The organism is Salinicola sp. DM10 (assembly GCF_017306975.2).
In the GTDB taxonomy this organism is placed as follows: Bacteria; Pseudomonadota; Gammaproteobacteria; order Pseudomonadales; family Halomonadaceae; genus Salinicola.
Genome location: NZ_JAFLEN020000001.1, coordinates 1,067,297 through 1,079,627 on the forward strand (window position 1 = coordinate 1,067,297; position 12,331 = coordinate 1,079,627).

The 12,331-nt window shown below is 67.0% G+C and carries 14 protein-coding genes; 6 read left to right on the top strand and 8 right to left on the bottom strand.

Annotation, left to right across the window (positions count from 1 at the left end):
• Window positions 1-235 precede the first annotated feature (235 nt).
• Entirely contained in the window at window positions 236-1,066 is an 831-nt protein-coding gene (asd, locus tag J0A90_RS04735; RefSeq protein WP_207031135.1) for an archaetidylserine decarboxylase, read from the top strand.
• A gap of 232 nt (window positions 1,067-1,298) precedes the next feature.
• Here asd and J0A90_RS04740 read toward each other — a convergent pair whose 3' ends face one another.
• The gene (locus J0A90_RS04740) at window positions 1,299-1,838 is read right to left on the bottom strand and encodes a TetR/AcrR family transcriptional regulator (RefSeq protein ID WP_207031137.1); all 540 of its coding nucleotides are present in this window, start codon (window positions 1,836-1,838) and stop codon (window positions 1,299-1,301) included.
• A 299-nt stretch (window positions 1,839-2,137) separates the two neighbouring features.
• Between J0A90_RS04740 and J0A90_RS04745 the strand changes: the two genes are divergently transcribed.
• The 3 genes from J0A90_RS04745 (at window position 2,138) to arfB (ending at window position 4,522) form a co-directional block, all read left to right on the top strand.
• Complete coding sequence (locus tag J0A90_RS04745) at window positions 2,138-3,418, top strand: FAD-dependent oxidoreductase (protein WP_233076497.1); 1,281 nt, start codon at window positions 2,138-2,140, stop codon at window positions 3,416-3,418.
• Window positions 3,418-3,867, top strand: a complete 450-nt coding sequence (locus tag J0A90_RS04750; protein WP_207031140.1) for an NUDIX hydrolase — start codon at window positions 3,418-3,420, stop codon at window positions 3,865-3,867. Before J0A90_RS04745 ends, J0A90_RS04750 begins: the two co-directional genes overlap by 1 nt.
• A gap of 238 nt (window positions 3,868-4,105) precedes the next feature.
• Window positions 4,106-4,522 (top strand): alternative ribosome rescue aminoacyl-tRNA hydrolase ArfB, encoded by a 417-nt coding sequence (gene arfB, locus J0A90_RS04755; protein ID WP_035469956.1) that lies wholly within the window; start codon window positions 4,106-4,108, stop codon window positions 4,520-4,522.
• Between the two features lie 96 nt (window positions 4,523-4,618).
• On the opposite strand, the gene epmA is transcribed toward arfB, so the two are convergent.
• The 3 genes from epmA to efp form a co-directional block, all read right to left on the bottom strand.
• Window positions 4,619-5,602 carry an EF-P lysine aminoacylase EpmA gene (gene epmA / locus J0A90_RS04760; RefSeq protein ID WP_233076499.1) on the bottom strand — a complete coding sequence of 328 codons (984 nt, stop codon included), beginning with the start codon at window positions 5,600-5,602 and terminating at the stop codon, window positions 4,619-4,621.
• Window positions 5,599-6,369 carry an SDR family oxidoreductase gene (locus J0A90_RS04765; RefSeq protein ID WP_207031150.1) on the bottom strand — a complete coding sequence of 257 codons (771 nt, stop codon included), beginning with the start codon at window positions 6,367-6,369 and terminating at the stop codon, window positions 5,599-5,601. The genes epmA and J0A90_RS04765 overlap by 4 nt, the downstream gene beginning before the upstream one ends.
• A 168-nt stretch (window positions 6,370-6,537) precedes the next feature.
• Window positions 6,538-7,104, bottom strand: a complete 567-nt coding sequence (efp, locus tag J0A90_RS04770) for an elongation factor P (protein ID WP_035469951.1) — start codon at window positions 7,102-7,104, stop codon at window positions 6,538-6,540.
• An 89-nt stretch (window positions 7,105-7,193) separates the two neighbouring features.
• On the opposite strand from efp, the gene epmB reads away from it, so the two are divergent.
• On the top strand, window positions 7,194-8,219 hold the full coding sequence (epmB, locus tag J0A90_RS04775; RefSeq protein ID WP_207031152.1) for an EF-P beta-lysylation protein EpmB: 1,026 nt from the start codon (window positions 7,194-7,196) through the stop codon (window positions 8,217-8,219).
• Here the strand turns inward: epmB and J0A90_RS04780 are convergent.
• The 3 genes from J0A90_RS04780 to J0A90_RS04790 all read right to left on the bottom strand — a co-directional run bounded on the left by J0A90_RS04780 (window position 8,214) and on the right by J0A90_RS04790 (window position 10,688).
• Complete coding sequence (locus tag J0A90_RS04780) at window positions 8,214-8,546, bottom strand: DUF2834 domain-containing protein (RefSeq protein ID WP_207031155.1); 333 nt, start codon at window positions 8,544-8,546, stop codon at window positions 8,214-8,216. The genes epmB and J0A90_RS04780 overlap by 6 nt on opposite strands.
• An 88-nt stretch (window positions 8,547-8,634) precedes the next feature.
• The gene (locus J0A90_RS04785) at window positions 8,635-10,029 is read right to left on the bottom strand and encodes an ATP-binding protein (RefSeq protein ID WP_207031157.1); all 1,395 of its coding nucleotides are present in this window, start codon (window positions 10,027-10,029) and stop codon (window positions 8,635-8,637) included.
• Window positions 10,026-10,688: a response regulator transcription factor gene (locus J0A90_RS04790; protein ID WP_207031160.1), complete on the bottom strand. Its 663-nt coding sequence runs from the start codon at window positions 10,686-10,688 to the stop codon at window positions 10,026-10,028. Before J0A90_RS04790 ends, J0A90_RS04785 begins: the two co-directional genes overlap by 4 nt.
• Before the next feature lie 310 nt (window positions 10,689-10,998).
• Between J0A90_RS04790 and J0A90_RS04795 the strand changes: the two genes are divergently transcribed.
• Window positions 10,999-11,691 carry a glycosyltransferase gene (locus tag J0A90_RS04795; protein ID WP_207031162.1) on the top strand — a complete coding sequence of 231 codons (693 nt, stop codon included), beginning with the start codon at window positions 10,999-11,001 and terminating at the stop codon, window positions 11,689-11,691.
• Between the two features lie 34 nt (window positions 11,692-11,725).
• Here J0A90_RS04795 and J0A90_RS04800 read toward each other — a convergent pair whose 3' ends face one another.
• The gene (locus J0A90_RS04800; protein ID WP_233076501.1) at window positions 11,726-12,148 is read right to left on the bottom strand and encodes a DUF3465 domain-containing protein; all 423 of its coding nucleotides are present in this window, start codon (window positions 12,146-12,148) and stop codon (window positions 11,726-11,728) included.
• Window positions 12,149-12,331 lie beyond the last annotated feature (183 nt).

The following is a 12,331-nucleotide window of genomic DNA, read 5'->3' on the forward strand; positions in this document are numbered from 1 at the left end:
CAGAACGTCCGTAGGACGGCCCGAAGGGCGAGCGGAGCGAGTAATATGCTCATTTACACCCCGTAAACTGCGCGCTTTCGCCAATTTTTGCCTTGTCTTGCCTTCGCTCGCTGACTTTTCGTACAGAACCTAGGCTCGCCTGAACGCAGCGGTGCGGTCGGTACAGTGGGCTATTGCGCCCGCGCGGTACGGCCGCTACCTTGTGCGCCTTTCCGACTCGAGGGGCAGTCATACCGTGGATCGCCAGGAACTCTTCGCCAAAATTCAGTATCCGCTGCCCCAGCACGCGATCTCGCGCCTGATCGGCAAGCTCGCCGAGAGCCGCGTCGGCTGGATCAAGGATCCCTTCATCCGCCACTTCATCAAGCACTACGGTGTCGACATGAGCCAGGCCCGGGAGCCCGACCCCGGCGCTTACGCCTGCTTCAACGACTTCTTCACCCGCGCGCTCAAGCCCGACGCCCGCCCTATCGGCGAGGGGCTGATCTCCCCTGCCGACGGCACGCTTTCGCGCTTCGGCCGCATCAACCACGGCACACTGATCCAGGCCAAGGGCCAGGCCTACTCGCTCAATGCCCTGCTCGGAGGCGACAGCGCCCGCGCGGCACCGTTCCGCCAGGGCAGTTTCGCCACCGTCTACCTCTCCCCCAAGGACTACCACCGCGTGCACATGCCGCTCACCGGTACCCTGCGCGAGATGACCTATGTGCCGGGCCGGCTGTTCTCGGTCAACCAGGCGACCGCCAACCACGTGCCGGGGCTGTTCGCGCGCAACGAGCGCCTGGTCTGCGTGTTCGACACCGAGCGCGGGCCGCTGGCGATGGTACTGGTGGGTGCGATGATCGTCGCCGCCATCGAAACCGTCTGGGCGGGTCAGATCACGCCGCTCAGCGGCCGCGTGCAGACCACCTGTTTCGATACCCCGGTGGTGATCGAGAAAGGCGCCGAGATGGGCCGCTTCAAGCTCGGCTCCACGGTAGTGGTGTGCCTGGGCCGCGAGGCTCAATTCCACGACTTCGATCCCACCGGCACGCCGGTCAGCATGGGCCAGAGCCTCGGCGCCTGATTCTCGGCGTCTGGTTTTCAGCAACTGGCCCAAGACGACGAACGCCGCGGTCGGCCGACCGCGGCGTTCGTCGTCTATCTCTCAGCGCTCGCCACCTACCTCTGGGCTTTCGCCATCTCTCTGAGCTTTCGCCAACTACTTCTGGGTTCTTGCCACCTATCTATGGGCTTTTACCACCTGTCGATGGGCCCTCGCCATATGCAGGCGCTCCCGCGGCGCTCGCCTTGTTGGCTCAGCGCCCCCCTTCGATGAGATAGGGGCCGAGCACGCGCATCACCACGGTCTCGACGAAGTCACGATCGATCTCGCTGAACGACACCGACAGCCGGTAATAGATCGCCCCGTAGATCAGATCCATGCTCAGCCCAGGGTCGATCTCGGCAGCCAGCTCCCCGCGCGCCACCGCGTGCTCGATCGCCTCGCGCCCCATCTGCCGGCGCGGGCCGATCCAGCGCTCGACGAAGGCACGGCTGAGTTCGGAGTCCGACTGAGCCGCCCCCAGCAAATGCTGCAGCAGGCGTCCGTGAGGCCCGTTGAGCACCTCGGAGAGTCCGGCCACGCTGCGCCGAAAGTTGGCCAGGATCGGCAAGCTGTCGTCATAGGCAATAGCCGGGCCGACGACATCGAGGAAGGCGTCCATGAGGATGGCGCCCGCGTTGGGCCAACGCCGATAGATGGTCGACTTGGCGACCCCGGAGACGCTGGCGATACGCTCGATGGTGGCATAGGGCAAGCCACCTTCCAGCGCCAGCTCGAGGGCGGCACGCGTCACCTTGGCCGAGGCCGTGGCGCTGCGCGGTCGACCGGGGCGAGCCGGTGAATCGGTAGATGTAGACATAGATGAGGTAGATGCGGACATAGACGATGTAGACGCAGACATGGGAGACATCCTTGTCAAAAACAGCTCCTGGAAAATACGATACTATCTGATACGCAGCGGTTCGTATCACTTTTTGGTCAGGAATTGTAAAACACTACCATGAAACGGTGTACGCCACCCTCAATGAAGCGGCACTCTACACGAGGTGTCGACTCTTTCCATCTTTCGCCACCGTGCGACTGGAGGCTCCAGTGACAGATTACGACAGCGTCATTGTCGGCGCAGGCCCTGCCGGACTCGCCGCCGCCAGTCGTCTTGCACATCGCGGGTTGCGCGTACTGTTGGTCGACCAAGGCCACGCGATAGACCGCCGTGACCACCAGACCGAAGCCGAGCTGACCCAAGGCCACGGCGGTGCCGGCCTATACTCCGACGGCAAGTTCTCGTTCTACCCTTCAGCCACCGAACTGTGGCGCTTGCCACGCCGGGCGCCGCTGCACCAGGCCTATGCCTGGACCCGCGAGCTGCTGAATAGCCACGGGATGAAGACCCCGCCGTTTCCCGATCGCGCCGATGTCTACACGCCGTGTCACGATGCCTGGTCGCTCAAGCACTACCCCTCCTACTATCTGCCGCTGACCCAGCGCGAGGCGATGATCGCCGAGCTGATCGCCGCACTCGATGTCGATATCGTCAGCGACACCCAGGTGATCAGCCAGCGCTACGACGAAGACGAGACGTGCCATCATCTCGAACTGCGCGCCGCCGACGGCACGCCGAGCGCGCTCACCGCGACCACCCTGATCTGGGCTGCCGGGCGTTTCGGGCCGCTGGGGCTAGGTGACGGCATCAACACGCGCTTTCGCCGGCTGGAAGTGGGCTTTCGTATCGAGCAGCCCAGCGAGCGCGCCTTCTTTCAGGATTTCGTCGATCTCGATCCCAAGCTGACCCTGCACGCCGCCGACAAGGCGACCGAGTGGCGCACCTTCTGCGCCTGTCGCCACGGACGCACCGTATTGACCCGAACCCAGGGGCTATGGACGGTCTCCGGACACTCGGATGGCCCGCCCACCGAGCGCTCCAACGTCGGCTTCAACACGCGCATTCTCGATGAGGCGCTGGCCCGCGAGACCATCACTGCGCTGACCCGCACGCTAAGCCGCGCGGATTCGCATTTCGATCTCCCGCTCAGTGCCTGGCTCGCCGACGATCCCGACGCCACGGCGACCATGGAGCGGGTCTATGGGGCGCCGCTGGCACAGGCGATGCAGCGCGGGCTACGCCAACTGGTCGACAACTTCCCCCGGCTAGAGGACGAAACCACACGCCTGATAGGCCCCACCCTCGAAGGCGTCGGCTGGTATCCGGAGGTCGATGACAGCCTGCGGCTGGTCGACCGGCCCACCTGGGTGGTGGGTGACGCCTGCGGACTGTTCCGCGGCATCGTCGCCGCCTTCGTCAGCGGCCACTACGCCGCCAGTGCCGTGGCCGAGGCACTGACCCAGCCGGCACGCCTCCAGGAGCGTGCCTGATGCCGGCCCCTGCCTCGAGAATCGGCGTCGGCCTGATACTCACCCGCGGCGCGGGTGAGATCCTGCTGGGTTACCGTATCAAGGCGGGCGAGACGCCCTGCTGGTGCATGCCCGGCGGCCATGTCGAACCCAACGAGACCTTTGCCGCGGCGGCGCGGCGGGAGCTACACGAGGAGACCGGCATCCTCACCGAGGCAACCATCGAGATCGGCGCCTTCCTGCATCAGTTGAATCCCGACTGCACCGCCATCACCGTCGCCGCGCACCTGCATCTGCAAGCCCCCCCCACGCCGCGGGTCACCGAACCCGAGGTCTTCGACCAGTGGCGCTGGTTCCCCTGCGATGCGCTGCCCCGGCCGCTGTTCCCTGCCAGCGCGGCGCTGCTGGCGCAGACTGCGGGCCAGCCCCTGCCGGATGGCTGGCATGCCTATCCACTAAAGGCTCCCTGATCCGGCCTCGATAACGACACCCTCGGCGTCGAGTTCACACTCTCTGCAGCACTCGGTATCGCGCCATCGCCTCGTCTATTGCACTCAGCGGGTGGCGCCGCTACCTTGTCTCGCCCCTCTTCCCCGGGGCGAGATCATCATGGCGCACCAGCGCCGCTTCGCCAGACACCCGTCCCCGCTGCCACGCCGTGCGATCTCGCCCCTGTTATCATTTCCCGCGACACGTGAGGTCCCGTGAATGGCACTAGAGATTTCGCGCAACGTCTCGATCCCCGACCACGAGATCGAACTCATCGCCGTGCGCGCCCAGGGTGCCGGCGGCCAGAACGTCAACAAGGTCTCCTCGGCGATTCATCTGCGCTTCGATATCCGCGCCTCCAGCCTGCATCCCGGGTTCAAGGAGAAGCTGCTGGCCCTGAGTGACAAACGCATCACCCGCGATGGCATCATCGTGATCAAGTCGCAGGAGCACCGGACTCAGGAGCTCAACCGGGAGGCGGCACGCGTCCGGCTGAAACAGCTGATCAAACCCGTGCTCTACGGCGACAAACCGCGCCAAGCGACCAAGCCTAGCCGCAGCGCCAAACGCAAGCGAGTCGATCAAAAGACCAAACATGGCCAGAAGAAACGTCTGCGCGGGCGAGTCGATGATTGAAGCGCTGTGCAGCTCGGAAGGTACTGATGCATCGCGCCGATCGCCTCGCCAACGCAGGCGCCGCTACCGACGGGATGGTGATAGCGCCATGGCCGGTCAGCAGCGGGGCGTCGGGAACGCCATGACCTCGGCAATCGACGCCTTGCCCAGCGCCAGCTGAATCAGACGGTCGATCCCCAGCGCCACCCCGCTGCCCGCGGGCATGCCGTGGGCCAGAGCAGCGACGAGCCGGCAGTCGACATCCACGACCGGCTTGTGAAGCGCCGCGCGTTGGCGATTGTCATCCTGAAAACGGGCGGCCTGCTCCCGGGCATCGGTCAGCTCGTCATAGCCGTTGGCGAGTTCGATACCCTGCAGGTAGATCTCGAAGCGAGACGCAACCTCGGTGCCCTCCTCATCGACCCGCTTGCGCGCCAGCGCCGCCTGACTGGCGGGATAGTCCACCACCACGTCGATGCCGTCTTGCCCCAGCGTCGGCTCGATGACCAGACTCATCAGCAGGTCGAGACAGCCGTCGCGGTCGCTGTCTGACATATCGAGCCCGCCGCGCTCGCCCGCCACCCGCTGCAGCTCGGCCAGCGGCGAGGTGAAGGGGTCGAGCGCCAGCGCCTCACGGAACAACTCGCGATAGCGCCGCCGGCGAGCAGGTCCGGCCGCCGGCATCAGCGCGCGGATCAGCGCCTCGCACTCGTCGATCAGCGCCGCCAGCGAGAAACCGGGGCGGTACCACTCGAGCATGGTGAACTCGATATTGTGGCGCCGCCCCACTTCGCCATCGCGAAAGCTGCGGGCGAGCTGGAAGATCGGGCCGCTGCCCGCCGCCAGCAGGCGCTTCATGTGGAACTCCGGCGAGGTCTGCAGCCACAGCGTCTCGCGTCCGGCGGGGGTAGTCGCGCTCAGGGAGAGCGAATCGAGATGCGGGTCGGTACTCCCGGCATGGCCGAGGATCGGGGTCTCCACCTCGAGCACGTCACGCGCGGCGAAGAAGGCGCGCACCGCCGCCAGCAGCCGTGCTCGCTGGCGCAGTGTCTCGCGCGTTGCCGAGGGCTGCCAGTCGTCCGGGCTGGGTGTCACCGTCACGTGTGATAGACCTGGCTGCGGCCACCGTCGATCAGGATATCGGTGGCATTGATGAAACGCGCCTCGTCGCTGGCCAGGAACAGGGCGGTGTTGGCCACCTCCTCCGCTTCGCCGATGCGCTGGCACGGCAGCAGCGCAATCTGGCGCTGGCGCTCGCTGTCGTCGAGGCCATTCAGCCACGCCTGGGCCGAGGGGGTACGGATCAGCCCCGGCGAGATCGAGTTGAAGCGCAGCCCGCGGGCGGCGTACTCGATGCCGAGCGCGCGGGTCAGCCCGATCAGACCATGCTTGGCCACCGGGTAGGGAAAGGCGCCGGGAATGATCTTGTGGCCGTGCACCGAAGCGATATTGACCACGTGGCCATAGCCGCGTGCCAGCATCTCCGGCAGCAGCGCCTGGATCACATGCCAGGCACCTTCCAGATTGATCGCCAGGCAGCGCCGCCAGCTCGCCTCGTCGGTGGTCAGCGGGTCGCTGAAGACGTTGACCCCGGCGGCATTGACCAGCAGTTCGAGCGGCCCGAGCGCCGCTGCTACCTCGGCCACCCCACGGGCGACGTCATCGGCCTCGGCGACGTCGGCCTCGATGCCCACCACTCGGCGGCCGCTCTCCCGCTCGACACGCTCGCAGGCGCGCGTCAGCGCCGCCCGGTCGCGATCGAGCAGCACCAGTGCCGCGCCCTCGGCGGCAAAGCGCAACGCCGTGGCCAGGCCGATGCCGCTGGCCGCGCCGGTGATCAGGGCAGTTCGCCCCGTCAGTCTACCCATCCCGATCTCCTCCCACGGCGCCGCCGCGATCAACGGCTCGAGCTCGCCGGCCATTCCGCCCCGCGGTCGCTGCCAGCAGAAAACGCAGAAGGCCACGCCGAAGCGTGGCCAATCTGGCTGATACTCCGCCTGCGCCGGTGCGATCTCAGCGCCGGTGCGGCGCCAGCATCAGGCGCGGGAGACGTACTCGCCGCTGCGCGTATCGATCCGGAGCACTTCGCCCTGGTTGATGAACAGCGGGACACGAACCACCGCACCGGAAGAGAGCGTCGCCGGCTTGGAGCCGCCCTGGGCGGTGTCACCCTTGAGGCCCGGGTCGGTCTCGACCACTTCGAGCTCGAGGAAGTTGGGCGGGCTGACGGCGATGGCGTTGTCGTTCCACAGGGTGACGGTGTAGACCGCCTGCTCCTTGAGCCACTTCTCGACGTCGCCGATGGCTTTCTTGTCCACCGCGTACTGCTCGAACGAGCCATCGGTTTTCATGAAGTGCCACATGTCACCGTCGGTGTAGAGGTACTCCATGTCGAGGTCCATGACGTCGGCGCCCTCGAGCGACTCGCCCGACTTGAAGGTACGCTCCCAGACCCGACCGGTGATCAGGTTGCGCAGCTTGACGCGGTTGAACGCCTGGCCCTTGCCGGGCTTGACGAATTCGTTCTCGAGAATGTTACACGGGTCGCCATCCAGCATGACTTTCAGGCCGCCCTTGAATTCGTTGGTAGAATAGTTCGCCATGTTTCCTCACTAATGAACGATCGCGGGGCGTCCGCGACGAGAATTCCGTAACAGCGCTGCCAGGGCGCGTTCTAACTCAGGTGGTCCGCATGATAACCCGAACCCCGATCGCCGTGCATCGTGAAGCCGAATCGCGCGCTCCCGCGGCTTGGCAGCACCAGCTGCGCGAGGTGATCCGCGACCCGCGGGTGCTGTGCCAGCGCCTCGGCCTCGACCCGGCGCTGCTGCCCGGCGCCAGCGCGGGTCATGCGCTGTTCCCGGTACGGGTGCCCGAAGCCTATCTGGCGCGCATCCGCCACGCCGATCCCGACGACCCGCTGCTGCGTCAGGTGCTGCCGCTGGCGGCGGAGCAGGATACGGTGGGCGGCTTCGTCGCCGACCCGCTGGCCGAGCGCGAGCATACCCCGCGCCCCGGGCTGATCCACAAATATGCCGGGCGCGTGCTGCTGATCGCCAGCCCGACCTGCGCAATCAACTGCCGCTACTGCTTCCGGCGCCACTTCCCCTATGCCGAGCATGCCCCCTCGATGCGCGAATGGGACGCCAGCCTCGACTATCTGCGCGGCGACGCCTCGATCCGTGAGGTGATCCTTTCCGGCGGCGATCCGCTGGCCTCGCCGGACCGGCGCCTTGCCGAACTGGTCGCGCGGCTGGAGGCGATCCCCCATCTTCAGCGCCTGCGCATCCACTCCCGCCTGCCGGTGGTGATTCCCGACCGGGTCGACACCGCGCTGCTCGACTGGCTCGGCGGTACACGCCTGCAGAAGGTGATGGTACTGCACATCAATCACGCCCAGGAGATCGACGCCGCGGTGGTCGACGCCTGCCGACGCCTGGCGACCGCCGGCGTCACCCTGCTCAACCAGAGCGTGCTGCTGCGCGGGATCAACGACCGGGTGGACACCCTGGCCGAGCTGTCGGAACGGCTGTTCGCCGCCGGTGTGCTGCCCTACTACCTGCACGTGCTCGATCCGGTCAGCGGCGCGGCCCACTTCGATGTCGATGACGACAGCGCCAGGGCCCTGGTGGCAGCGCTGCGCGAGCGCCTGCCGGGCTTTCTGATGCCACGGCTGGTGCGCGAGATCCCCGGTGAGGCGAGCAAGACCCCGCTATGAGCGCGTGCGCCGCTGCTGGGCTCGCCAGTCACGCCAGCCGCGCAGGGTCAGATAGGCCAGCGGCCCGGCCGAACCGAAGCAGAAGGTGATCACGTAGAACACCATCAGATAGCCCATCCCGTGCCCCCGGCGCCGGGCATCGAAGAACATCCACACCGCCAGCATCAGCAGTGCCAGGTAGACATCGAACACCACCAGCGCGGTGGTCGGCTTGCGCATCAGCTCGCCGGCGAAGGCACTCAGGCTCTGGTCACTGGTGGCAATGGCATAGGCGGTATAGGCCGAAAAGGCGATCAGTGCCGTCAGCGGCACCCAGAAACGCAGCATCTCTCATCTCCCGTTCACGGGTGCGGTGGCCGGGCCGCACCACCCCGACGGGTAGCGCCGCGAGCGCTCGCGGCGCTACCGCTCACGTTCAGGATAGCGGTAGATAGACATGAACGCTGAGACCGCTGGCCGCCGGCAGCGAGGTGTCGTCGAGGCGAATCTCGCCCTCCAGACGCTCGACCAGCTCCTTGACGATCGACAGCCCCAGGCCCGAGCCGCTGGTCTTCTGCCCGGCCAGACGCACGAAGCGCTCGAACACCCGCTGGCGATCCTGCGGCAGGATACCGGGGCCGGTGTCGGCGATCTCGATATGCAGCCGCGTCGCTTCGGCGGCCATGCGCAGATGCACCTGGCCACCGCTGGGGGTATAGCGCATGGCGTTGTCGAGCAGATTGCGCAGCAGCACATAGAGGCCATTCTCGTAGCTCTGCACGCTGAGCCCCTCGGGGAGCTGCTGGGTCAGATGAATATCGCGCTGCGCGGCCAGCGGCTGGGTGTCGCGGGCCAGCTCGCTGCCCAGCCGCGCCAGGCGCACGGTCTGGCGGGTGATCGCCTGGCCACTCTCCAGCCGCGACAGCGTGAGCAGCTGCTCGACCACCCGGGTCATGCGGTCGACCCCATTGATGATCGACTGCGCCGCGCGCCGCGCGCTTTCGGTGTCGGTCTCGCTGAGCAGATTCTGGGCGTGGACCTTGACCGCCGCCAGCGGCGTGCGCAGTTCATGGGCGGCGTTGGCGGTGAAGCGTCGCTCCTTCTCCAGGGTCTCGGCCAATCGCGCAAACAGACCATTGAGCGCATCGACCATGCCGCGAATCTCCTCCGGCACCTGGCTTGCATCCAGCGGCTCGAGGAAGTTGGGCTGGCGCGCGGTGATCTGCCGGCTGACTCGCAGCAGCGGCGAGAAGCCGCGGGCAATGGCGAACGGAATCAGCAGTGCGATCAGCAGCACCCCGATGACCGGCGGCATCAGGTTACGCAGCGCGATCTGCCAAGTCAGCTCGTCGCGCACGTCATCGCGCTGGGCGGCGCTGGCCCACACGCCGCGGGTTTCGTCGTGCAGGGTGAAGGTGCGCCAGTCGTGACCGCCGCTGCGCGCATGGGAGTAGCCGGGGCGCCGTTCGAGCGCCGGCAGCGCCCCGGTCGGCTGCATGCCGAACAGCGCGCGGCCCTGCTCGTCCCATACCTGGAACCCCAGCTTCTTCTCATAGGGATGGCCCAGGGCGGTCGGCGCATCGGTGGCGTTGTCCGGCACCAGCGGCGCCTCAAGCTGAATGTCCACCGGCGCGGCCTGGTCGTTTTCAGAGCCGGCGCGATAGGCGAAGTAGAGCGCCACCATGGTGCGCGTGGTCTGGGCCAGCTCGGCATCGAACAGCTCGTCGATCTGGTCGCGGGTGTCGTAGTAGCTCCACAGCGCCGCCACCGCGGTGATCGACGTCACCGAGATCAGCAGCACGCGCCGCAGATAGCGTCTGATCGAAATCAACCGGTCTCCCCCATGCGATAGCCGACATGCCGCACGGTGGCGACGACGCGACTGCCAAACTTGCGTCGCAGATGGTGGACATGCACCTCGATGACGTTGCTTTCGACCTCGGCATCCCAGCCGTAGAGCACCTCCACCAGCTGGTCGCGGGAAAACACCTGGCCCGGATGGGTCATCAGATAGGCCAGCAGATCGTGCTCGCGCCGCCCCAGCGGGATCAGCTCTCCCGCCAGACGCACCTCGTGGGCGGCCGGATCGAGACTGAGCAGGCCATGGGTCACCTGTGGGGAGGCGCGCCCGGCGCTGCGCCGGACCAGCGCGCGCAGACGCGCCAGCAGCTCGCCACTGTCGAACGGCTTGACCAGATAGTCGTCGCAGCCGCCGTCGAGCCCGCGGATGCGATCCTCGACGCCGTCCCGCGCGGTGAGCATCAGCACCGGTATCTGGCATTGGGCCTCGCGCAGCCGCTTGAGCACCTCGAACCCGTCGATATCGGGCAGGCCGACATCGAGGATCAGGGCGTCGAAAGCCGAATGCGCCAGCGCCTCGCACACGCCCTCCCCCTCGCCCAGCCACTCCGGCGTGATGTTCTCGCGCCGCAGCACCTCGACCACCCCCTCACCGAGCAGGGGGTCGTCCTCCACCAGCATTACCCGCATAGCTTTCTCTCTCGTCTTGCCCCGGCTCGCTTCGAGACGGCATCTCATGTCTACCCCACTCGCCCCACGGCGGTGCTCGGCGCGGTGTCACATGCACGGTTTCAGCATACCGCGTCATCCGCTCGCGTGTCCGGCAGTGTCATCACCGAGTCATCGGCAGCGCGCAGCCTGGCGCCGCGGAAGTGGACGAGCACATCCAAGGCCCGTTTCTAAGCCTGAGTTAAGGAAACCCTGTCACAGTCGATCCCGACCGTGGCCAGGTCCGTCAAACGATCCGCTGCGCAAGCCACCCACGCCCAGGGAGACCACGATGCTCGCACTGCCCAAGCTCTCGCTGATCGTCTTCGCCACTGCCCCCGCGGCCCAGGTCGCGGCGCTGATCGAAGAGGCTTCGCACGCGCTGGTGCACGCCCGGGCGCTGGAATTCCTGATCCTCGACAGCCGGCGCGATGCGCGTCTCGCAAAGGCACTCGAGGGGCTATTGCTGGAGACCGACCAGATCAAGGTGCTACCAGGCGCCAGCGATATCGACGCTGCCCTGGCCCAGGCGGCACGCCAGGCCCGGGGCGACTGGCTGGTGACCCTCGACAGCAGTGGCCGCGCCGACCCCCACGACCTTCCCGAGCTGCTCTGCGCGGCACGCCATCAGGGGTTGGCACTGGTGCAGGGGCGAGCGCACCACGCTTCAAGGGCGAGGCACTGGCTGGCACGGCTGGCGGCGCCGTTCACCGCCGTCGACGCACAACCCCAAGGGCTGTATCTGATCGAGCGCGAGGCCATGTGCGCCCTGCCGCCGCTAAAAGGCCTGATGCGTTTTCTGCCGCTGCTGATCCGCCGCGGTGGCGGTCGCGTGGGTCAGCACCCGATCCACTGGCGCACGCCGGGTGACGTCATCGCGATATCCGCACCGCGGCCTTCATTCGCGACACTCGGCGAGACCCTGAGGCAGTGGCGCCAGGCCCGCCGCTGGCGTCCGCGCCAGGTCTCGCGCCGCCCGGCGTAACCACCTGGCGTCAGCGCGGCACGGCGTCAATTTCCTAGCGGTAACGCCGACCGCTCCATTCCAGCCAGCCACCCGGACGCTCGCCGCGCGGGTCGCGATGGGTCCAGTGCACCACGCCCCCCTGAGCATTCCAGACATACTCGCCACGAAAGCGCACCGCATCCCCGCGCGCGAGCCCGTCGAGCCGTAGCGCCAGATCGATATTGTGGGCCATCAGCAGCGTCTGGCCATCGCCGAGCGCGAGGATGAAGCGCTGATGCCGGCTACCGTCGTCGTCATCGGGCAGCAGGCGCTGCACGCGCCCGTCACCCTCGACCCAGACCGCCTGGCGTTGCGCCTCGAAGGCCGCCCGCGGCGTCATCGTCGAAGATACCGGCGCCTGCCAGTGGGCCAGCGTCGGCACCAGCAGTGCCGCCAACAGCAGCGCGATCACGGCACCGCCGATTCTGCGTCTCATCATCCGGGTCATGGCCCCTTTTCTTGCCAGAGAGCCACTGTGACACCGGGCCGCTGTGCGATAAAGCCTGGGCGGTGATCCGCAGCGCAAGCTGTAGATCCGCGCACGCGCCGGAGGCATACCACGTGCGCGCCGGACGCAAAAAAAGAGGCCGAACCCCAAAGTCCGGGCTCGGCCTACGCT